Raw genomic sequence first — 24,046 nt, forward strand, 5'->3', positions numbered from 1 at the left:
AGAGTGATGAAAAAGTATATATATATTCTAACAGCAATAATAAGCTTCTATTCCTGTGAAAGCGAATTGGAGCTGGACGCACCGAGTGAACTGACTACCGGAGGTTTTTGGGATACAGAGGAAGGTGCAAGAACCGCCCATACCGGCCTATTTGCCAGCTTGCGCGGGGAAGCCGCAGACTTGTGGCTGCTCGGTGAAATACGAAGTGATGTATGGGGCGGACGAACGTATGAGTCCCCTTCCAACCTAGCCTTGATCGAATCCAGTTTTACCCAGGCAACCGCTCCGTTTGGAGGATGGGCCGGGTTTTACACCCAGATACATCGGGTAAACGACTTCTTGGCCAATGTACCCAATGTGGAGTTCATCAACGAATCGGACAAAGACCATTTATTGGGTCAAGCCTATGGCTTGAGGGCATTTTATTACTATACCTTATTAAAGACCTGGGGCGATGTGCCGATTATCTTGGAACCTTTGTCCACTGTGGACCCCAACGGGTTGAGTAGGGAAAGATCTACTCAGGCTGAGGTAATGGACCAGGTAAAATCGGACATTGAGGCCTCATTGGCCGCATTTGGCTCAGATACTACTTTCTGGGAAGGCAATAGAAACTTTTGGAGCAAGGCCGCGACCTTGGCTCTCAAGGGGGATGTATATATATGGTCCGGAAATTTGATGGGAGGTGGTAGCGCCGACTTTACTACGGCCAAGGATGCGTTGGAGCAGATAGCTCCCATTGGTATTGGACTGGCCCCAAGTATTGATGAGTTATGGGGTGTGGCCAATGAAGGAAATAATGAATTCATATTTGCTTTGCAATATCAACGGGACGAAGCTTCCAATATTTACAACAGTTTTACGGGAAGGACGACGGAAATCAATCCGCAGTTCAATGCTGATGGCGAATCCATGAGCGATTTTATCATTGCAGGTGCGAATCGTTATGGACCATCCGAAAAGACCATCCTGCTATTGGATGACAATGCGGACGACAGAAAGAAGGCGACATTTATCCAGTTATACACCGATGACAATGGTGGTGCAGGATATGCCATGTACAACGAGCCTACTTACTTTGGTTCCATATTGAACAAATTTTTGGGAAGGGTAGACGCTACCGAGCGAATATTTGAAAATGATGTACCCTTGTATAGATATGCCGATGTACTGTTACTGTTGGCAGAGGCCAAAAATTACTTAGGGGAAGATCCTTCAGGGGAAATCAATCAAATTCGCCAAAGGGCCTATGGTGAAGATTACGATCCCAATATTCACGCTTATTCAAATGGTACACAAGTTGCCAATACCAACGCAATCTTGACCGAACGTTACAAGGAGTTTGTAGCCGAAGGAAAGCGCTGGTGGGACCTTAGGCGTGCGGGCGACGATTTTGTCATTGACAATATCAGTTTCCTTAACCCAGGAGATGAGTACAAGTTGTTATTACCAATTTCTGACGACATGATCGGGCGTAATCCGTTATTGGACCAAACCCCTGGTTGGGAATAAAAAGGTACGCGAAATGATTTGAGTTAGTTAGTTTAGTTATTTGATTCAAGAGAAGGAGGTCCGATTGTATCGGGCCTTTTTTCGTGGCGAAATAGAGCGCGTAAAAAGAGGTGGGATAGGATGATTTCGCTAGAACCTCCACAGAAAGGGAAGTAACCTTCACCAATAACAGTTGGTGTTGTGCGTCCATCACTTGGTAAACAGCATGTTAAATCCGGTAATGACGAATTATGTTGATAACTGCATGAGGACGAAAGCTTACTTTTTTTCGTATTTAAAAATATGATCAAAATGTGGTTCTAGATGGCGTCTCATGGCATTTCGAAATGTTTCGGGTGATCCTATTTTTAAATTGTCCAGAAGCATTCGGTGCGTTACAAACGTACCCTTGGTGTAATGGTATTCATCCAAATCACGGTTTTCGGTATCCCTTAGGTAAACGTACTCAAAAACAGGTAACAATAAACCTTGGAACCGTTGTAGGGTGTCATTTTTTGAAATTTGATAGAGCTTGCCGTGGAAGGCAATTTCTTTGTCCAAAGAAAATCGAACCTTGCCCGTATCAGTGGCCTCTTCCTCTTCAACTATGGCCTCCAGTTCATCAATGTCTTTGTCCGTCTTGTGCTCGAAGAGAAAATCCGCCATACCCATCTCCAAGATCAAACGTAGTTCGAACAGATTTTTTAAGGTTTCCGTGCCCAAAAGGGTCGGGTCCATGATGCGTTCAAAATTATTGATAATGTCGGGCTGCTTCAATATCATGCCCCGATGTTTTTTGGATTCGATGAGTCCAAGCGTCCTTAACCGCAGCAGCGCTTCCCGAACAACAGTTCTACTGACACCTAGGCTCTTGGCAAAATCCAATTCCTTGGGGATGGGATCGCCTGGACCCATCTCGTTCACTTTGAAAAACTCCAGTAAGCTCAATTCAACTTTGTCTACAAGTGAAAGGGTATCGACCGGCTTTAATTTCTTTAACTGCTTCATAGATTAACGAATTGCTGCCTTAGCGCATCTTGGATGCCAATGCTGGCAAATAAACATAATTCCTTTTAAGGAGGAGTACAAATATATTGAAAATTTATGTATATTTGTATTATGTCATACATAATATGAAATATTCTTCAATTTACAAAACAGCTCTGTTGACGGATGTCCTTCCATTTTGGGAAAAGTATTCCCTTGACCCTGCCCATGGGGGGTACTTTACCTGTCTTGATCGATTCGGTAAGGTTTATGATACTGATAAATTCGTTTGGCTACAGGGAAGACAGGCTTGGTTATTTGCCATGCTCTACAATACCGTGGAGCCAAATGAAAAATGGCTTGACATTTCCAAAGCCGGTATCGACTTCCTTCAAAGGTTTGGGAAGGACCCACAGGGTAATTTCTACTTTTCATTGACTTCGGATGGACAGCCCTTGGTACAGCCCTATAATATATTCTCTGATTGTTTTGCTGCCATGGCTTTTGCCCAATACGCCAAAGCAACGGGGGATGGCGAAGCTGGGAAAATTGCTGAGAAAACATACCAGAATATTCTGGAAAGAAGGGATAGCCCCAAAGGAAAATATGAAAAGGGTACTGGGACAAGAGCGCTTAAAAATTTCACCCTGCCCATGATATTGTCCAACTTGGTACTGGAATTGGAACACGTGCTGCCGTCCGATCAGGTGGAGCTCACCTTGGATGCCTGTGTGGATGAGGTAATGGGAACGTTCTTAAAAAAAGAGACAGGCCTCATTTATGAAAATGTCAATCTTGACGGATCGTTGAACGATTCGTTTGAGGGACGGTTGATCAATCCAGGCCACGGTTTGGAGGCCATGTGGTTTATAGCGGATATAGCGTCCCGAAGAAAGGATGTGGATTTGATGACTACTTCCAAAGAGACCGTATTACGACTTCTTGACTATGGTTGGGACGACCAATACGGTGGAATTTTTTACTTTATGGATGCCAAGGGGCATCCACCGCAACAGTTGGAACACGATCAAAAATTATGGTGGGTGCATCTAGAGGCTTTGGTGGCATTGGCCAAAATGTACCAGCTCACGGAATGTCCCAAAATATGGGCATGGTATGAAAAGGTCCATCAGTACACTTGGAGCCGTTTTCCCGACCCTGAACATGGGGAATGGTTCGGTTACTTAAATCGTCAGGGATACCCACATTTAACATTAAAGGGAGGTAAATGGAAAGGCTGTTTTCATGTTCCACGTGCCCTTTATCAATGCTGGAAAGCATTTGAAACAATCGAAAATAAAAATACCCTACAATGAATCTATTCCGTCTTATATCCAAATTATCGTTGAGTGTCCTTGTTGTTCTATCGTCATTTTCATGCAGTGACAAACAAAACTATATCATCAAAGCAAAGGCACAGCAACCTATCTTGCCTGTTTTGGTAGGAAAAGATAACAATCAAGTACTAAAGGTGGAACTGACTGTACCTGAACTTTCCGATACACTGAGTGTCGAGGAATTCGAATTCTCCTTGGAGGGGACCACTAACATAGGTGACTTGGTGGAAGCAACACTGCATTATCATGATGAGGATGATTTTGGGAAGGCATCGGTGGTCCAAAAAACGAAAAATCTGGCGGAATCATTTTCCATTAGTGGAATTCAGTCCTTAACCGAAGGCAAACAATACTTCTGGCTTGCGGTTCGCGTAAACGAGCAGCCTAATTTAATAGGGAAAATCGATGTACAATTATTGAATGTCCTATTTTCCGATGGTTCCCAGCTTGCAGTTCAAATGGAGGCGGTTTCCCAACCACAGCGTTTGGGTATTGCGCTGAGACAACAGGGTCAGGATGGTATCGATACCTATCGTATACCTGGAATGGCGACCACAAATAACGGGACTTTGATCGCTGTTTACGATAATCGCTATAATGACCCTGTAGATCTGCAAGAAAATATCGATGTAGGGATGAGCCGTAGTACGGATGGCGGAGCAACTTGGGAACCGATGAAGGTAATCATGGATATGGGGGAATTCAATGGCCTGCCGGAAGATGAAAATGGTATAGGTGATCCAGCAGTTCTCGTGGACCGAGCGACCAATACCATTTGGGTGGCAGCCCTTTGGCTTCATGGATATCCAGGAGAGCGCGCATGGAATGCTTCCCAGCCCGGATTGTCCGAGGAAAAAACCGGTCAGCTCATGCTGGTAAAAAGTGAGGACGATGGTTTGACGTGGTCATCCCCAATCAATATTACCGAGACGACAAAAAATCCTGAATGGCAACTGTTCTTTAACGGTCCAGGGGCGGGTATTACCATGGACAACGGTACCTTGGTATTTCCTGCGCAGTTTAAGGATAAGGACCGGATTCCACATTCAACAATTATTTACAGTAAGGATGGGGGGCAATCCTGGAAAGTGGGTACCGGTGCCAAATCGGAGACCACCGAAGCACAGGTGGTGCAAATATCCAAAGGAACCCTAATGCTCAATATGCGTGATGACCGTAATAGGGCCAATAGAAAGGACAGTTTGAACGGTCGATCTGTGGCCGTAAGCCGAGACATGGGTAAAACTTGGGTGGAACATCCAAGCTCCCGAAAGGCCTTGATCGAACCCAATTGTATGGCGAGTATCGTTTCATATGAGCATCCTGAACGAGGAAAGGTTTTGTTTTTTTCGAATCCAGACTCCAAGACCCGTCGTAACCACATCACCATTAAAACCAGTTTTGATCTGGGAATGACCTGGCCTGAGAGCAACCAAATAGAACTATATGCCGATGATACTTACGGATATTCATGTCTTTCCATAATCGATGACAACTATTTGGGGATTCTTTATGAAGGAAAAAAGGAGCTATATTTTCAAAAAATCCCCTTGAACGAGTTGATTGGGTCCTAACCTATTAAAATGAAGATACTTATAGTATACATCATTCCTATTTGTACCAAAATACAGTACGTGATCGGTATGGTAGGCTTCCTTTTTTTTGCAATCATAGGTGAAGGTTATTCACAGTCCATGGAAATAGAACTGGAAAGCGAATACCCTATTATACCCACTCCAAAGGATATCAAATACGGGGACGGAAGGGTCAGTTTTAATGGGTTCTCCATACAATCCAATGATTTTACCAAGGATACGGGAAGGTTCCTTCAGGACTTTTTAGAGGGAAAGGGGGTTCCATATGAAACAGCGGGTTTAGCCATAACACTGCAAAGAAATAGTTCCCTTGGACCAAACGATGAGGCCTATAATTTAAGAATAGATACTGTGGTGACGATTTCCGCACCATCGAGGAAAGGTGCTTATTATGCTATCGCAACCTTAAAACAATTGTTTCGAAAATTGGATGGGGCCGCACATTTACCTATGGTTACGATTACGGACTGGCCCTCATTTGCGGTCAGGGGCTTTATGCACGATACCGGAAGAAATTTTCAATCTGTAGACCAATTGAAAGAACAGATTGAGGTACTGGCCAATTACAAGTACAACATTTTTCATTGGCATTTAACCGATAACCCAGGATGGAGATTGGAAAGTCTTAAATATCCACAATTGCAATCGGACGGTGCCTTTTCCAGGGATGTGGGCCAGTATTATTCGCAAGAGGATTTCAAGGAGATTTTGGCTTTTTGTAAAGCGCGGAACATCACTGTCATTCCGGAATTTGATATTCCCGGTCATACGGAGGCGTTCCGCAGGGCCTTTGGTTTCCAAAAAATGAGTAACCCAGAGGTGTTGGCCATTCTTTTGGATTTATTCGATGAGCTTATGTCGCTTGCTGATGCCAATGAGATGCCCTATATACACATGGGCACCGATGAGGTAAGAAATAGGGCCGAGGAGGTTCCGCACGCGTTTATAGAGACTATTGCCCTTTTTATCCAGAAAAACAATCGAAAGGTTATCACATGGAAAGAAGGAATTGAACTGGACAATGATATTGTCACCGTACAGCAATTATGGGCACAGCACCCTCCATCCAAAGGGAGGCAATTTATTGACTCTAGAGCCAATTATATCAACCATTTGGACCCTTTGGCTGGAATGGTAAGGTTGTTTTTTCAACAGCCTGGCGTCCAAAAAGGTGGCGATGCTATGGCCCTGGGTGGTATCTTGTGTGCATGGCCTGATAATGCTGTGTCCAAAGAGCGTGATATTTTACGCCAGAACCCCGTCTACCCATCCATCGTTTTTTATTCTGATGCTATTTGGAACGGAAGGCCAGACTATGACCAACTGTATTGGACCATCCTTCCAGAAGTCGATTCGGATGGATTCAAGGCCTTTCAAAGCTTGGAGGAAAAAGTGATCATGCACCGTGATCTGTTCTTTTCGAGCAAAGAATTTCCTTATGTTTCCCAAACCCATGTACCATGGCAGATCATAGGGCCTTTTGATCATAATGGTGATGTTTCGACATCTTTTCCAATCGAAACGGAAATCAAGGAAAGCTACTTGATCGATGGTCATCCGTATAGTTGGAAAGGCCCTTATATGGGGGGAACTATTCATTTGAAGCACTTTTTTGGATTTCCTTCGATAACGGATGCAGAGCGCGGAACTTTTTACGCCACGACCCAAATATATTCACCCGATGTGCGCAAACAGGATTTTTGGATAGGATTTCATGGATGGTCGCGTTCCGGGGGACGTCGAGGAGGCCCTTTTCCCAAACAGGGGTCATGGCATCATACCCAACCAAAAATATGGGTGAACGGAAATAGTATAGCCCCTCCAAAATGGAGGCAACCAGACTTTCCGGTGAAATCGGACGAGGTTCCCTTTATTGATGAAGATTACTTTTATCGTGAACCGACCAAAATCCCGTTGCGGAAAGGATGGAACACTATACTCTTGAAGGTGCCTTTTGATGAGCCTTCGTGGAAATGGATGTTTACCTGTATACCTATTTTGCAAACACAGCAAGGTGTTAAAGAGGCTAAAGAATTAGAATTTAGATTAACTACCAAAGCAGAGCGAAATGACAATTAAACGGTTTATATTATGTATTGTCCTATGTTGTGTCACATGTATTTGTACCGGGCAAAATCAACAAAAACTGGTTTTGGATTCGCTGCCCCCCATAATAGGTTCAGATCTTGATGTCGGCAATGGCTTTGCAGGAATGATGGGTGGTGAACAGGAAGGTGTCCTGATTGCTGCCGGTGGGGCCAATTTTCCCAATGGACTTCCTTGGGAAGGTGGTTCCAAGGTATGGAGTGATGCCATTTATTATTTAGATGGTGGGCAATGGAACAGGGCGACAACCAAATTACCTAAGCCACTGGCTTATGGTGCAAGTGTTGTTTTGCCTGAAGGTATTTTGTTAGTTGGCGGTGAGAATGCACAGGGAAGCACAGATCAAGTTCTACTATTGCAGATAGATACTGAAAGAAAATCTGTAACCCTAACTGAGTATCCCGACCTGCCCGAACCATTGGCCTATTCCTCCGCAGTGCTGGATAATGGATATGTGTATGTAGTCGGGGGGAAAAATACCAATGCCACCACGAATTCCTTTTACAGGTTGTCCCTTGATACAAAATCTTGGGAACGGTTATCGGACTTTCCGGGGGAACCAAGAGCTCTGCATGTGGCAGCGATACAGGATACCCAGCACTCCAGAAAATTATTCGTCATCGGCGGCAGAAATCAAGAAACTGGTAAAAAATCAGTTCCACTCACCGCATTTTTGGCATATGACCTGCAGCAAGGAAGCTGGAGTAAAGTAGGGGAAGTGAAAATAAACAATACGCCGTTGGTCTTGATGGGCGCTTATGCAAGGGCCATGGGGTCTATGCACATTTTGGTTTATGGTGGTTCCGATGAGATACTTTTCAATCGGCTCGAAAATATGGCATTGGAGATGCAAATGGAAAAGAACGACTCCCTATTAAAAAAAATGGTGCAGGAACGGGACGATATTTTAAATAATCATCCCGGGTTTTCAAACAAGGTCTTATCATACAACACCATTACAGGAAAGTGGTTCGTTTATGATTCCCTGCCCAGGCCCTTGCCTGTCACCGCACTTGCTTTTGAGCAAGAAGAGGATGTGGTCGTTGTTTCTGGTGAAGTTTCACCGGGTGTCCGGACTAATGTCGTTCAAAAAATTACGGAAGGGGAGGCGGTGAAACCCTTTGGTACTATCAACTATGTCGTATTGTTCGGATACCTCATGCTATCATTGCTCATAGGAGTTTATTTTTCATATAAACAAAAGTCGACCAACGATTATTTTGTAGGTGGAGGGCGTATACCATGGTGGGCCAGTGGGCTAAGTGTTTTTGGCACTTTGCTCAGCGCGATTACCTTTATGGCTATTCCAGCAAAGGCATTTGTTACCGATTGGTCCTTTTTTATGTTGAATATGGCGGCCATTGCCATTACACCATTGATTTCCTTGGTTTTCATACCTTTTTTTAATCGATTGAAAATCACTACGGCCTACGAGTTTTTAGAGGACCGTTTTAATTATGCGGCTCGGGCCTTCGGTAGTCTGTCCTTTATCTTATTTCAATTGGGACGTATCGGTATTGTGCTTTTGTTGCCCTCTTTGGCCATATCCATAGTAACAGGTATTCCAGTGGAGATCAGTATATTGATCATGAGCTTGCTTTGTATCGCATATACGGCATTTGGTGGAATTGAGGCGGTTATCTGGACGGATGTGTTACAGGTGGTCGTATTATTGGGAGGAAGCGTGCTGGCGGTAGTATGGATCATGCTGCACACCGATAGTTCATTTGGGGATATGATTAGTTATGCTTCTGAAAAACACAAGTTCAATGTTGCCAATATGGATTTTGATTTCACTAAATCCACCTTTTGGGTCGTGACCATTGGCGGACTTGCCTCGGCAATGGTGACACAAGGAACGGACCAGACCATAGTCCAGAGGTACCTGACCAGTACAGATGTAAAGAACTCCCAAAAAACTTTGTATACCAATGCTGTTTTAACGTTACCGGCCAGTATCATTTTCTTTGGTCTGGGAACATTATTGTTTGTTTTTTACTCTGAATTTCCGGAACGTTTGTCTCCAACCATTTCCAATAACGACGCTATTTTTCCCATGTATATTGTAAAGGAATTACCGGTTGGGGTATCGGGTCTTTTGGTAGCAGGCATTTTTTCTGCGGCCATGAGTAGCATTAGCAGTAGTCTAAACTCGGTTTCCACAGCCTTTTGCAACGATTTTTACAAACGGTTCAATCAAGAGGTGGCCGATAAACGATTATTGCGTATAGCAAGAATAGTTACGGTACTTACGGGGCTTATCGGGATGTTGCTCGCACTTTGGATGGCCAACTCCAACATAAAATCGCTCTGGGATGAATTTTATAGGTATCTCGGACTATTTACAGGAGGTTTGGGTGGCATGTTCTTGTTGGGCATGCTTACAAAAAAGGCCAATGCCAAAGGTACATTGTTGGGGTTGTTTGCCAGTGCCGTACTTATTTGGTACATCAGCGTTTATACCGAGATAAGCTTTTTGATGTATGCCTTCTTTGGGGTTGTCTCCTGTTATGGGTTTGGGTACATTTTTAGCCTTCTGTTCAAAAAAACTAATGGATAAATTGGCATATGCCTGCCATAAAGCTTTGCCATGTGTAGTACCTGATGTAATGAGAATAAGGTCGGTATCCTACGATGGGTCTTGTGCTATTGTTACAATGATGTGTATCCCTTTGAAATGCTTAATTTTTCTACATAAGAATGAAAGTAAAAACTAAATTAAAAATTGCATTATTCGTTATTGGACTTTTCATCCAATGCGGAATCCCGGTTGCAAGCGCACAATTAAAACTTCCTTCCATATTTACGGATAACATGGTTTTACAGCGCAACAAACCCATTCATATCTGGGGTTGGGGAAAGCCGAAGGAGACCGTTGAGGTTACATTTAATGGAGAAACCAAATCCGATGTGGTCAAATATGACAGATCGTGGCGTATATCCTTTGACCCTCGGGAAGCAGATACTACTGGGCGGTCTTTAACGATACGACATGCAGGGGAACAATGTTCATTGAAAAATGTACTGATTGGGGATATTTGGCTTTGTCTCGGGCAATCCAATATGGAATGGCCACTAGAAAAGGAATTGCACTACGCTGAGGAAGTGAATAAAACTAACCAAAGATTGTTTCGTTTTTACAATCCCACCTACGCAGGAAAAAATGTGTACAACGAAATTTTTGGAGATTCAATCGTAAGAAGGTTGAACACACAAAGTTTCTATCAGGGTCACTGGGAAGCTAGCAATCCAAAAACGGCAAAGGATATGAGTGCCGTCGGCTACTATTTCGGTCAAGCAATCCTGCATACCACAGGGGTGCCCATTGGCTTGATCAATTTAGCTATCGGAGGGGCACCATTGGAAACTTTCATCAGTACGGGTTCACTGTCGGAATCCCAAAAATATAAGCCCAAGGTAACCGACAATTGGCTATACAATGACCATTTGCCAATATGGGTCCGTGAAAGGGGCAAACAGAACCTTGAAGAGGCGAAATCGGTACCTGAGGATACGTTAGGCCCTAATCATGCCTATAAACCAGGATTTGCATATGAAGCTGGGGTGAAGTCCTTGTTCCCATTACCTATAAAAGGTATTATTTGGTATCAAGGGGAAAGCAACGCGCAAGAAGAAGAGAGGGTAAAGGAATATGCTGATCTTCAAGCATTGATGGTTAATGATTATAGGATTGGATGGAAGGATGCACAATTGCCATTTTACTGGGCACAATTGTCCTCGATAGATACGGTGAATTATGATGCGCATCTATGGCCCCAATTCCGCAACGAGCAAAGAAAACTATTATCCATGATCACCAATGGGGGAATGGCCGTTACATCGGACATTGGGGCCAAAAATGATGTACATCCCAGAAATAAAAAAGCGGTGGGCGAACGTTTGGCTCGATGGGCCTTGTTCAAAACGTACAATCGGGATACTGTGCCATCGGGGCCCTTGGTCCAAAAAGTGGAGTTCAATAAGGGGCGATTAATGGTAACGTTTGCATATGGGGAAGGACTTGCCAGCAATGATGGGATGGAAGTACATGGATTCTCCGTGGATGGCCTAAATCCTGTTCATGCAGAAATACAACATGGAAAGGTGGTGATTCGGGTCCAAGAGAGTCCCAAATATTTATACTATGGGTGGCAGGCATGGAGCCGTGGCAATTTGGTGAATGCTGCACAATTACCAACATCTACCTTTCGTATGCCTGTAACCTCAAATCAATAATGAATCTGCTGAATTGCTGGGCATAATCAAGACAATGATACTGAAAACCTTAAATCAATATTGAAATATGAACCGAAGAAATTTTGTGAAGGACAATGTGATGCTTTCGGGAGCATTAGGACTCGGGGTACCAGGACTTTTTGCCCAGCGCAATGCGACGGATAGCAAATTGTCCAACATACCTGCCCAATTTAAGCTGAATTACGCACCACATTTGGGAATGTTCGGAGCCTCTGCAGGAAAAGACCCTATCGATCAATTGCATTTCATGGCCGATATGGGCTTTACGGCATTCGAGGATAACGGGATGAAGGGTCGCTCCTTAATATTACAGGAAAAAATGGCAAGTACCATGGAAAAGCTTGGTTTGAAAATGGGGGTGTTCGTGGCCCACGAAATCTCATGGAACAAACCTAACCTTACCAATGGAGATTTGGCGCTTCGGGAAAAATTCTTGGAAGAAATCAAGGGGTCCCTTGAGATTGCCAAACGCGTCAATGCCCAATGGATGACGGTAGTGCCCGGACATGTGGACCTACGTTTGAGCAGAGGATATCAAACGGCCCATGTGGTGGAATCCCTCAAACAGGCCAGTGCATTGTTGGAGCCCCATGGTCTGACCATGGTCTTGGAGCCCCTGAATTTTAGGGACCATCCCGGACTGTTCCTCACCGAAAGCCCCCAAGCCTATGAAATATGCAAGGCTGTGGACAGTCCGTCCTGTAAGATCCTTTTTGATATTTACCACCAACAAATACAGGAAGGAAACTTGATTCCAAATATGGATGCATCATGGGATGAGATTGCCTATTTTCAGGTTGGTGACAATCCAGGTAGGAAGGAGCCTACCACCGGGGAAATCAATTATCTAAATGTGTTCAAGCATATACATGGTAAAGGTTTCAAGGGCATCGTCGGAATGGAGCACGGGAATTCCAGACCCGGGATCGAAGGCGAGCAAGCCGTAATCGAAGCGTATCTAAAAAGTGACTCTTTTTAATGGAAAAAATAAAAAAAATCATTGGAACTGTCGGTTGTATATGGCTAGGTATGCTCATAATACATGGACAAGAATCTTACACGGAAACTCTCCCCGGATCTACAGCGACCCTAGAAATGGTATCGATCCCACAGGGAAGCTTTCTAATGGGGAGCAAAGCTGATGAAATCGGCCGAGACCTTGATGAAGGCCCAGTTCGCGAAATACAGGTGGATGGGTTCTGGATGTCAAAATTTGAAGTTACCTGGGAGCTATACAATCTCTTTGTGGAAAGGGCGATTGACCATCTTGACCACAAAACCAAAGGGGAAGAGGTTCAACTTGACATTGATGGTATATCCGGAGCAACTACCCCATATGTCGACATGAGCTTGGGCATGGGCAGGGAAAAGGATTATCCAGCGGTGAATGTTACACAAAGGGCTGCTTCTGCATTTTGTCAATGGCTTTCTGCAATTACTGGAAGATACTATCGATTGCCCACTGAAGCTGAATGGGAGTATGCGGCAAGAGCGGGAAGCGTAGACCCTTATCATTTTGGGACGGATATCTCACAGTTGGGTGGCTTTGCATGGTTCCAAAACAATAGTAATGACACATATCACCCGGTAGGCAAAAAGAAGCCCAATCCCTGGGGGCTTTATGATATGTATGGTAATGTGGCCGAATGGACCTTAGATCAATACAAAGCGGATGGCTATCAAAATACAATACTGCCTTTTGAACCAGTGGTCACTGAATATCCCATTGTGCTCAGGGGAGGTTCGTTCAAAGATGGTCCGGAGCAATTGCGAAGTGCCTCCCGATTGGATTCTAAACCTATATGGAAAGAAAGAGATCCACAGTTTCCACGCAGTAAATGGTGGTTTACGGATGCAGCGTTTGTTGGTTTTAGGGTAGTTCGCCCAAAAGAGGTTCCACCTAAGGAGGAGATGAACGCATATTGGAGCGACAACGGATTGGATTAAAAATTAGAACACACCAAAAGAATATACATATGGACAGAACAAACAACAAATCTAGAAGAACATTCATCAAGAACGCATCCATGGCCTCAGGTGCAATACTGTTGCCATCGATACACGGACACGGGATGGTCAATGTGTTTAACGAGAAAAAGTTGAAAATTGCCCTTGTGGGTTGTGGCGGACGTGGGACAGGTGCTGCAAATCAGGCTTTAGAGGCCGATGATCATGTACAATTGGTGGCTATGGCCGATCTCTTTGAAGATCAGTTGAATTCAAGCTATGGCCATTTATATGAAAAATATAAGGATACTGGAAAAATAAAGGTTAAGGACAAACATAAATTTGTTGGCTTTGATGGGTATAAAAAGGCTATTGAGCTCGCCGATGTAGTAATCTTGGCCACCCCTCCTGGATTTAGGCCCTATCATTTCGCCTATGCCATAGAAAACGACAAACATGTGTTCATGGAAAAACCTGTTGCCACGGACGCACCAGGTATCCGTAAGGTATTGGAAATGGCCAAATTGGCAGAATCCAAGAGACTGAATGTCGTGGTTGGCCTACAACGCCACTATCAGGAAAACTACATCAAAGTGAACTCATTGATTAAAAGTGGTGAATTGGGAAAAATTATGTCTGGGCAGGTCTATTGGAACAGTTCAGGCGTTTGGGTGCGCCCTAGACAGCCTGGGCAGTCGGAGATGGAGTACCAAATGAGAAATTGGTATTACTTCAACTGGGTCTGTGGCGACCATATTCTGGAACAACATATTCATAATATTGACATTGCCAATTGGTTTATCGGGGAATATCCAGTTTCAGCGCAAGGAATGGGTGGTCGAATGGTCAGAAAAGGACCGGATCATGGTGAGATTTACGACCACCACTTCGTGGAGTTCACCTATCCAAGCGGAGCGGTGATTTCAAGTCAATGTAGGCACCAGCCCAACACCATGTATCGTGTGGGTGAAGCATTCCAACTGACCAATGGGAAGGTCGATACACGAGACGCCGGTGCTGCCAAAATTTACGATGTGAACGGCAAAGAAATACGATCCATAGAAAACTCAAAAGGTCATAACCCATATCAGGAGGAACATAATGAACTATTTGCCTCCATCCGGAACAAGGGTGTAATAAATGATGCCTTCAATGGGGCCAAAAGCACGATGACGGCTATTATGGGGCGAATGGCCACTTATAGTGGTAAGGTCATTGGCTGGGAAGAGGCTTTGGCTTCGGAACTTCAGCTTATGCCTGAGCAGTTGAGTTGGGATTCACCAACCCCAACGAAACCTGATGCAAACGGCAATTATCCTGTTCCAGTACCAGGCCAGGCCAAAGTTCTTTAATGCCAGAATACTGATAATAAGTTACAACAAGATTTACTGATATGAATTCAAGAAGAAGATTTGTCCAAAATACCTCCATACTGGGCACTGCCTTGGCCTTGGCGCCCAGCTTCGCCCTTGGCGCGATAAATAAAATATCCAAAAGTAAGATCAATATCGGATTGATTGGTGTAGGGCTTAGGGGAACGACCCACCTTTCCAATTTGTTGAAGCGTGATGATGTCCATATTTCCGCTATATGTGATATTGATGCAAGCCGAATTGCCATTGCCGAAGATTTGATAGCCAAGGTGGGTAAAAAAAAGCCCAAATCCTTTGGAAGCAACCCCTATGATTATAGAAATCTACTGGACATAAAAGAATTGGATGCCGTTGTCATATCAACACCTTGGCTATGGCATACCCGCATGACAGTCGATGCAATGGAGGCTGGCAAATATGCTGGAGTAGAAGTCTCAGCGGCGAACACGCTCGAAGAGTGCTGGGATCTAGTAAACACCCATGAACGAACTGGCACGCATATGATGATTCTTGAAAATGTGAACTATCGGCGTGATGTAATGGCAGTGCTTCATATGGTAAAAAAACAGATTTTTGGTGAACTGGTTCATTTTCGTTGTGGATACCAGCATGATTTAAGACATGTGAAGTTCAACGACGGTAATACTGCTTATAGAAAGGGAGCTGAGTTTGGTGAAAAAGGAGTTTCAGAGTCCAAATGGCGTACCATACATTCGGTCAAAAGAAATGCAGATGTTTATCCCACCCATGGGCTTGGTCCAATAGCTGTAATGGCTGATGTTAATCGAGGAAACAGATTGGTTTCCATGACCTCTCATGCCACCAAGGGGATAGGCTTGCACAATTATGTTGTTCAGGTCGGTGGGGAGGAACATCCCAATGCCAAGGTAAAGTTTAAACAGGGGGATGTTATCACATCCACTCTGGAAACTGCCCATGGCGAGACGATAATCATTACCCATGATTGTAATCTACCAAGACCATATTCTTTGGGCTTTAGGGTACAGGGTGCCAAGGGCCTTTGGGAAGTGGATGGTAATAGAATCTATGTGGAGGGTCAATCGGACCCACACCAATGGGACCAGGCGGATTCATGGTTAAAGGATTATGATCATCCCTTGTGGAAAACATATGGGGATATGGCCCAGGATGCCGGACATGGAGGGATGGATTTTTTTGTGATGAATGCGTTTATAGAAAGTGTTAAGGCGAACATTGCACCTCCCTTGGATGTTTATGATGCCGCAGCTTGGAGTGCCGTCACCCCCCTCTCTGAGGCATCCATTGCCAACAATGGTGAATCCCAAGACTTTCCTGATTTTACTCGGGGCCAATGGATTAAAAGAAAATCGTTCGATTGGATGAATGGGAAGTATTGATATGCACAGTCTAAAGATTTGGTACAAATTCATTTGGCGGTCACTTGACATCATTCCTATCACTATGGAACATAAGAAGCAGTAATGAAGGGAACTATTAGTACAAAGGATAAAGAGACGATTATCGTAAAGGTTCCTGGACGGACTTGTCTATTTGGTGACCATCAGGATTATTTGGAACTACCTGTGATAGCCTGTGCCATAAGCAGACATATCACATTAAAGGCCAAAAAAAATGCAAACTGTCTTTTGAACATTGATCAACCCGACATTGGAGAGAAAAGAAGCATTGATTTGAATAAGGGCATCATTACTGTGGAAAAAGATGATTTTTTTATAGCTGCCATAGACTTGCTGGCAGATTATGGTTGTTATCCTGACCAAGGATATGATATTGTTATTACGGGTAACATTCCTATCAATGCCGGAACTTCAAGCTCAAGTGCACTCGTGGTAGCTTGGGTGGAATTTTTGATCACTTCCTTTGGTTGTGATGTGCCCGTTACACCCAAATTTGTAGCTGAGATGGCCTATCAGGCAGAAGTGGTTTATCATGGCATGCCGGGCGGTAAAATGGACCAATACAGTATTGGTCTGGGACATGTGATTTATCTGGAAACCGGTACCCCCTTGTACTACGAGACATTTGAGAAGTTTATTCCAGGCCTTATTGTCGGAGTATCGGGCATTCCAAAAGATACTTCAGGAGTTCTTCGTGAATTGAGGGATAAGGCACAATTGTCTGTTTTGACCATTAAAAAATACCTTAAGGAATTTGACTTGAGTAAGGTGAGTATTGAAAATATAGGGAGTTTCCTTGCTTATGTGCCCGAAGACTTACAGGTCTTCTTTGTGGCCGCAGTCCGCAATCATAGCATTACAAGGGAGGCATTGTTGGAATTCAGGAGACCTACACTTGATTTGAAAAAAATAGGTGCTCTGATGTTGGAGCATCATGGGATACTACGGGATTATTTGAACATAACTGTTCCCTTAATAGATAATATGGTGGATGCTGCCCTTGAAGCAGGCGCTTATGGGGCGAAAATCGTTGGCTCAGGAAGGGGAGGGTGTATTGTGGTTCTTTCTCCTGAGGACAAAGAAGATACTGTTATTGCATCCATAAGGGCGGTAGGTGCCAAGGACGCCTTTACGGTTCAAGTGGATCCAGGTGCTAGAGTAAAAAAAATAAACAATTAAACAGAGTAACATGAAATCGCTAAATAGTCTGGTTATACTGGCTGGAGGGGCTTCTTCAAGAATGAAGAAAAATGTACGGAACCTATCCATATTGAGCCCAGAAGAACTACAACAGGCTAACGAACGGAGTAAAGGCTTGATTGGTTTAGGTGCAGATGGACGTCCTATGTTGGATTATGTGCTGTATAATGCCAAAAAAGCTGGATATCAAAAAGTTTATATCGTCATTGGCGAAAAAGGGGAGTTGTTCCAAGAGTTTTATGGGGGAAACGATGGGTTTCACGGACTCGAAGTAGTATTCGCTATACAAGCCATCCCATCTGGTAGAGAAAAGCCATTCGGGACCGCTGATGCCCTTTACCAAGCTATGGAGCAGTACCCTGAATTGAAGAAGTTGCGTTTTAGCGTATGCAATAGCGATAATCTATATTCCATAAGAGCGTTTGATAGGATACGCCATACGAAATCCTCACAAGCCCTAATTGCATATGATCGTGATGCGCTTGAATTTGATTCGGAACGTATTTCACGCTTTGCGCTGGTCAAAATGGATGATGATTCTAATTTGATTGATATTATCGAAAAACCAAAAAGTGATGAGGTAGATAAATACAAAGACAACCTTGGTAAACTTAGGGTGAGTATGAACATTTTTACATTTGACGGTGAAAAGCTTTTTCCTTTTCTGAAGCACTGTCCTGTCCATCCGATACGCAACGAAAAGGAATTGCCAACAGCATTGCTGAACATGCTTGTGGAATTTCCAGGGGAAATGAAAGCTATCCCCTTGTCCGAGCATGTTCCCGACTTAACTGCCAAAAGTGACATAGTAGAGGTGAAAAAATACCTAAAGAAACATTATTCAAAAATGGATTGGTATTAAGGCCCATCAAAGCGCTCCCATTAAAAAATAAAATCATGGTTTCATTTATTGGAGTATGGTCACGATATCCGGGAATGCCCATGCATCTAGATTTACTTGAGTTAACTTCGAAATTAACCAAATAGACACGTGGCATCATCGGGTTTAGGAAAAGCCACGGAATTTAGTAAGTCCATTCTATCATGGTAATGCTTAATAACATGTGTAGTCTAAATACAAAAACAAATTTATGGTCAAATGGTAAGAGTAAGAGATAATTTTAAACCCAACATCATATGTATGATGTGTTTTGTTGGCTTCAACTTCGGTATCCATGCCCAGCAAAACACCAATGTGGATAGTCTCGGGAGACCGAGTGGTTTCAGGGACAAGGTCGCCCAATTTAGAATGTTCCCGAATAACACTCGTGATATTATTTTTTTAGGTAACAGTATAACGGCAGGAACGCAATGGAACGAATTACTGGATATTGACAATGCTGTGAATCGTGGGATATCGGGTGACACGACTTACGGTGTGCTAGAACGCTTGGACGAAATTACTGAGGGTAAACCGGCAAAAATATTCATCTTGCTGGGGATTAATGATTTGGCCAGAAACATTTCCAATGATATTATCCTAAGAAACTATAGTATCATAATCGATCGGATTCAAAAGGAATCCCCGTCTACCCAGATATATGTTCAGACCCTGCTGCCAGTGAATGGAACTTTTAAACGGTTTATGAACCATTATAACAAGGCTTCACATATTTTAAAGATCAACAGGTATCTTCGAAAAATGACTAAACAAAAAAAAGTAAACCTTATAGATCTGTACCCGCATTTTTTGGATGAAAATGGAAGATTGGATATACAGTACACCAATGACGGATTGCATTTATCGGCGATGGGTTATCGCTTATGGGCTTTATTATTAAGGCCTTATCTATAAGACAACCATTTTTTAAACAGTATGTAGGCCATTTCATAGAAAAGTATCATACTTCAATTGGTTACAAAGAAATAGCTGCCACAAGTACCTAGGTAGGTGATAGTTTCCTCTACATGATAACAAGGGGGTCAACTTTCTTCTTTTCGTGAAAAGTCAGTTATGGATGCATTGGGATAGGAAGTGACATTAAGGAATAAGGAAGTTGAGAGGGTATATAGCAAAACGATCAAAATTATATTGATACTTTTGAATCATCATGATACTTGATTTTTTAAAAAAGCCATACCCCTTTATATTCAACCGCTATAGCGTTTGGGTTCCCTCCAGTATCACCTTCCTATTGATTATTTTTTTGGCGCCCTTGGGATTTTCATCGATAGACCTTTTTGAAAGGGTGGTCATTGCTTTGGTGATAGCCCTCATCATTGCTGGTGCCATTTATTTTGGTATCAGGGGCCTAAAAAAACTGTTGCCAAGTTATATGGGCGAGGACAGCTGGACGATAGGTAAAGAGTTCCTATTGTATGCGTTTATATTATCCGTGATCATCTTATCGATATCATCTGTGTTTATCACGATGGTAATGTATCAATACGATGCTGTCACACCTTCCAACCTATTGTTGAACGTGCTTTTGAGAACATCGAAAATCACCTTTGGTATCTGTATCATCCCAATAGTGATATCCATTCTTGTTGAGCAGAGAAATTATCAAAAGAGACAGTTTCAAAAGGCAAACCAATTGTCCGAAAAACTAAAAAAAGAAATCTCAAGCATTAAAAACGAGCACTTCCTTGGGGAGGAAAAGGTCTTGTTCCGATCCGACAATGATGATATCGCATTACAGCTCAAATTTGAGGACCTTATGTTTATCAAGTCTGAAGGGAATTATATCGAAGTTCACTATCAACATAATGCTAAGATTGCTAAAAAAGTCATTCGGCAACGGATAAAAAACGTGGAGAATTCTTTGCCCAAGGAACACTTTTTTCGATGTCACAATAGATATATCGTGAACAAAAATTATATCACCAGCATTAATGGCAATGCGAGAGGTTTGAGTTTGGAACTGAGAAACAGTGATGAGACCATTAATGTGTCCCGAACCAAAATCAAGGCCCTTGAATCATTTTTGGTCTCCTAGGAAAACGACCTTCCCATTTATAACAAATACTTCCCACCCATAACATACCTCTAAATCCATGCTGTTCTTTTTAAGAGCGGATGTCATATTTGCCTGAAATCTGCAAACTATGATTGAGCCTTTGATGGATTTTGTGCTGTATCTGCACATTATTGTTGGTGCCCTTGCCTTGGTCACTGGGGGTGTTGCCCTAAGTAGTGAAAAGGGAAAATCGGTCCACCTTAAATCCGGAAGAATCTATGTTTTGGCGATGACGATGGTTTTTGTGACCGGTATCGCCATGGCAAGTTATACATTCAATAGATTTTTGTTTTTGATTGCGTTCCTAAGCTACTATAGTGTTTTTTGTGGGGTACGGATATTACGGTTGAAAAAGCTGCACAAAGCGCAACGACCCAAATGGTTCGACTGGTTTGCAGGGGTGGTAAATACGATCGCAAACCTGATCTTTCTTGGTTTGGGCGTCCATTATCTGTTCAAGAATGGTCCCCTTTCTGGTGGTGCCCTGCTATCCATGGGTTTTGGAATGGGCGGGTTATTGATTTCTTATGTCAACTTGCATCCATTCATTGTTAGGCCAAAGAAGGCCTATCATTGGTATTTGTCCCATATTGGAAATATGATGGGAGGCTATATTGCGACGCTCACGGCATTTTTGTCTACCCTGGTCACCCGATACGATATCATGAATCCCTTTTTGGGCTTTGCCTTGCCGTCTTTGATCGGCGTTCCCGTATTGATTTTTTGGCAAAGGAGAATAGAACGACAACATCTTCGTAAAACAAAGTAACCCTGATCAAGAATGAAATATCAATTGAAAATCCTGTACATCGTACTTGTGGCTTGTTGTCATGGCTGTAATACGGTAACCCAAATCAACATGAACGCAAAATCGGATGTGATGGGCCCCGATGTGGATAGCGTAAACTTTACGTTTAAGAAAAAAATAATCGTGGTCGATGCTTTTTTAGAGGACAGCCCAGAAGCCCATCACTTCATTTTTGATACGGGGGCGTTTTATACGAAAATTGAAAAGCAGTTGGCCGATTCTTTAAAGCTACCAACGGTTTTTACCAAAAGCAATGGCACTGCCCAAGGGGTTACAAGGGAGGTGGAAATGACTTCCGCCCGTACGATCAGATTGGGACAAACGGCCTATAAGGACATAGCTGCCGGAAAATTGGTGTATGCCCAAGACTCTTATAGCCCTTGTTTGGCCGAGGATGGTATTATGGGTGCCAACCTGATCCAACTCCGAAACTGGAAAGTCGATTTTCAAAGAAAGCGACTTTATTCCTCAAATGAAACCTTTGAAGGGGAAAAGGTAGGGCTTGAGGATGCTATGGACTTCAGTACCGGTTTTCTATCGGGCATACCAGAAATTGAAATCCAAGTAGCAGGTAAGACAATTAAAAATGTGCTGTTCGATCTAGGGTATAACGGTGGGTTGGTTTTACCAAAAAAGTATGCCGGATACTTTACGGATACCAAGTCCGAGATCTTCTTGGACCAATCTACTTCGGGCATATTTGGCAGTAATCTTGATACCTTGGAGGTAAAAGTTCTAGAACTCGCTTTGGGAAACCATAAAAGTAAAATTCCCATTGAGTTTTCTTCCTTGAACAAAGCCCTTTTAGGCAATGATGTTCTGGAGCATTTCACGGTGTACCTCAATTACGACCACGATAAGATCACCTTGATTCCAATGTCATCCATTGTCGTGGACAAACCCAAAAAGTTCATACCTGGAATATTCAATGATTCCCTTTGGACGGTCAATCGTATACATCAGGACATACCCTTAAAAATAGGGGATACCCTCAAATCCATTAATGGACTCAGGCCTAGGGAGGTCTATAAATCCCATTGTGACTATTTTATGAATGCTTCCAAATTGATCGACCAAGATAGTATCACCATTATATTGTTGAACGGCAATATCATAAAAAGCAGTCTTTAACCCATGAAAACGACCTTAACGACCATTGGCCTATTACTGTTGGGTATACATGTTACCATGGCCCAAGACTATACAGAAGCAATAGATAAAGCCCGATTTTTAATTGAAGCCCATCGACAGCAAACCAACATACCTGGTTGCCAAGTGGCGGTGATGGTGAAGGGTCAATTGGTATGGTCCGAAGGTTTTGGGGTTAGGGATTTGGAAAACGGTCTAAAGGTGACCACGGAAACAAAATTCAGGGTAGCCAGTGTCTCAAAGCCCATCACAGCAATGGCTTTGGGCAAACTGATGGAATCACACCTATTGGATATGGATAAGGATATCAGAACGTATTTGCCCACTTTCCCTGATAAGGGATATACCATAACCGCCAGGCACCTAGCGTCATCCACCTCAGGTATCAGGCACTATAATGCGAGTGACCCTGAGTTCAATACCAAGCATTATGGGTCCGTACTGGCATCATTGGAAAGATTTGAAAACGATGATATATTGTTTGAACCGGGCACTCAATATGCATATTCCAGTTACGGGTGGGTGCTTTTGAGTGCTGTGATGGAGAAGGCATCGAATACCTCGTTCTTTACCCTGATGGAAAATACCTGGGATGAATTGGGAATGGACAATACCATTTTCGATTATCCCGACAAAAGGGTTGATGATACCTCCAAGTTCTATGTGTACGATAAGAAAAGAAAGCTCGCCCCATCCGAGGATAGAAGCTTTATGTATGCCGGTGGGGGCTATCTGTCCACCGCTAATGATTTGGTGCATATGGGTGATGTCCTGATCAGTGATACCTATCTGAAACCCGAAACACGAGAACTGTTGACCAGTACCTACCAACTTAGCAATGGAACAGACACCTATTACGGTTTGGGCTGGGAGACCGGTACGAACAGATTGGGCAGTCAAGTGTTCTTTCATAGTGGATCGTTGCCTACAAGCGTGGCCCATCTTATGATCTATCCTGAAGAAGAATTGGTTTTTGCCTATTTGGCCAATACCGGGGACCATGTCTTTTTTAATGCCAGGGAGGCTCAAAGCATTGCCGAATTGTTTTTGGAAGAAAAGGCGTTCTCGAAAACTCAAACACAGGAACTGTTGGGTTCATGGCACATAGCAACAACCTCACTTCGAAATAAGGACTCGGAAGGCCTGCTACGGCTGTCGTTGGATGACGATGCCATGATTTATGGCTCCATAACATTCAAAAGAAGCAAAAAAAAGATTACATGTCCGATCATGGTTTCAACGATCCAAGTAGATGAAGTACACTTGATAGCCGTTTCTCCCATGTTCATTGACATGTATGTAACCCTTAGCGACAATGGCAAGGCCTTTACGGGTCATTGGCTGCATGATTTCAATATCAAGGGGATACCTGAAAAAGACCCCTATTGGGCGCCTCGAAAAATAGACGGAAGTAAAATTAATCATCAATAATCCTG

Annotated in this window: 18 protein-coding genes; 17 read left to right on the forward strand and 1 reads right to left on the reverse strand. The window is 43.3% G+C overall.

The annotated features are described in order from the left end of the window. The first annotated feature begins 6 nt into the window (after positions 1 to 6). Entirely contained in the window at positions 7 to 1,512 is a 1,506-nt protein-coding gene (locus RBB12_RS11810; RefSeq protein WP_306014181.1) for a RagB/SusD family nutrient uptake outer membrane protein, read from the forward strand. Positions 1,513 to 1,770: 258 nt separating this feature from the next. Here the strand turns inward: RBB12_RS11810 and RBB12_RS11815 are convergent, their stop codons facing one another. Then, entirely contained in the window at positions 1,771 to 2,499 is a 729-nt protein-coding gene (locus tag RBB12_RS11815) for a FadR/GntR family transcriptional regulator (protein WP_293289233.1), read from the reverse strand. Between the two features lie 125 nt (positions 2,500 to 2,624). On the opposite strand from RBB12_RS11815, the gene RBB12_RS11820 reads away from it, so the two are divergent. The 16 genes from RBB12_RS11820 to RBB12_RS11895 all read left to right on the forward strand — a co-directional run bounded on the left by RBB12_RS11820 (position 2,625) and on the right by RBB12_RS11895 (position 24,041). Continuing rightward, on the forward strand, positions 2,625 to 3,794 hold the full coding sequence (locus RBB12_RS11820; protein ID WP_306014183.1) for an AGE family epimerase/isomerase: 1,170 nt from the start codon (positions 2,625 to 2,627) through the stop codon (positions 3,792 to 3,794). Next, a complete protein-coding gene (locus RBB12_RS11825) occupies positions 3,791 to 5,389 on the forward strand; it encodes a sialidase family protein (protein WP_306014184.1) in 1,599 nt (532 codons plus the stop codon). Before RBB12_RS11820 ends, RBB12_RS11825 begins: the two co-directional genes overlap by 4 nt. Before the next feature lie 9 nt (positions 5,390 to 5,398). Further along, complete coding sequence (locus RBB12_RS11830; protein ID WP_306014185.1) at positions 5,399 to 7,489, forward strand: beta-N-acetylhexosaminidase; 2,091 nt, start codon at positions 5,399 to 5,401, stop codon at positions 7,487 to 7,489. 73 nt (positions 7,490 to 7,562) lie between these two features. Further along, entirely contained in the window at positions 7,563 to 10,076 is a 2,514-nt protein-coding gene (locus RBB12_RS11835) for a sodium:solute symporter family transporter (RefSeq protein ID WP_306014186.1), read from the forward strand. A gap of 140 nt (positions 10,077 to 10,216) precedes the next feature. Continuing rightward, positions 10,217 to 11,752 carry a sialate O-acetylesterase gene (locus RBB12_RS11840; protein WP_306014187.1) on the forward strand — a complete coding sequence of 512 codons (1,536 nt, stop codon included), beginning with the start codon at positions 10,217 to 10,219 and terminating at the stop codon, positions 11,750 to 11,752. Between the two features lie 67 nt (positions 11,753 to 11,819). Next, complete coding sequence (locus tag RBB12_RS11845) at positions 11,820 to 12,752, forward strand: hydroxypyruvate isomerase family protein (RefSeq protein WP_306014188.1); 933 nt, start codon at positions 11,820 to 11,822, stop codon at positions 12,750 to 12,752. Positions 12,753 to 12,802: 50 nt separating this feature from the next. Next, the gene (locus tag RBB12_RS11850; RefSeq protein WP_293289219.1) at positions 12,803 to 13,720 is read left to right on the forward strand and encodes a formylglycine-generating enzyme family protein; all 918 of its coding nucleotides are present in this window, start codon (positions 12,803 to 12,805) and stop codon (positions 13,718 to 13,720) included. Between the two features lie 29 nt (positions 13,721 to 13,749). Next, positions 13,750 to 15,072 (forward strand): Gfo/Idh/MocA family protein, encoded by a 1,323-nt coding sequence (locus RBB12_RS11855; RefSeq protein ID WP_306014189.1) that lies wholly within the window; start codon positions 13,750 to 13,752, stop codon positions 15,070 to 15,072. A gap of 41 nt (positions 15,073 to 15,113) precedes the next feature. Then, positions 15,114 to 16,472: a Gfo/Idh/MocA family protein gene (locus RBB12_RS11860; protein WP_306014190.1), complete on the forward strand. Its 1,359-nt coding sequence runs from the start codon at positions 15,114 to 15,116 to the stop codon at positions 16,470 to 16,472. Positions 16,473 to 16,556: 84 nt separating this feature from the next. Beyond that, positions 16,557 to 17,672: a galactokinase family protein gene (locus tag RBB12_RS11865; protein WP_306014191.1), complete on the forward strand. Its 1,116-nt coding sequence runs from the start codon at positions 16,557 to 16,559 to the stop codon at positions 17,670 to 17,672. Between the two features lie 10 nt (positions 17,673 to 17,682). Further along, complete coding sequence (locus tag RBB12_RS11870) at positions 17,683 to 18,555, forward strand: sugar phosphate nucleotidyltransferase (protein WP_306014192.1); 873 nt, start codon at positions 17,683 to 17,685, stop codon at positions 18,553 to 18,555. 279 nt (positions 18,556 to 18,834) lie between these two features. Next, positions 18,835 to 19,488, forward strand: a complete 654-nt coding sequence (locus tag RBB12_RS11875; RefSeq protein WP_306014194.1) for a GDSL-type esterase/lipase family protein — start codon at positions 18,835 to 18,837, stop codon at positions 19,486 to 19,488. A gap of 256 nt (positions 19,489 to 19,744) precedes the next feature. Beyond that, positions 19,745 to 20,632, forward strand: a complete 888-nt coding sequence (locus RBB12_RS11880) for a LytR/AlgR family response regulator transcription factor (RefSeq protein ID WP_306014195.1) — start codon at positions 19,745 to 19,747, stop codon at positions 20,630 to 20,632. Between the two features lie 109 nt (positions 20,633 to 20,741). After that, positions 20,742 to 21,422, forward strand: a complete 681-nt coding sequence (locus tag RBB12_RS11885) for a hypothetical protein (protein ID WP_306014196.1) — start codon at positions 20,742 to 20,744, stop codon at positions 21,420 to 21,422. Positions 21,423 to 21,434: 12 nt separating this feature from the next. Next, complete coding sequence (locus RBB12_RS11890; RefSeq protein WP_306014197.1) at positions 21,435 to 22,592, forward strand: aspartyl protease family protein; 1,158 nt, start codon at positions 21,435 to 21,437, stop codon at positions 22,590 to 22,592. A gap of 3 nt (positions 22,593 to 22,595) precedes the next feature. Next, positions 22,596 to 24,041, forward strand: coding sequence for a serine hydrolase domain-containing protein (locus RBB12_RS11895; protein WP_306014198.1), 1,446 nt, complete (start codon positions 22,596 to 22,598; stop codon positions 24,039 to 24,041). The last annotated feature ends 5 nt before the right edge of the window (positions 24,042 to 24,046 follow it).

It is taken from the genome of Allomuricauda sp. MMSF_3307, assembly GCF_030733585.1.
Classification (GTDB): Bacteria; Bacteroidota; Bacteroidia; order Flavobacteriales; family Flavobacteriaceae; genus Flagellimonas.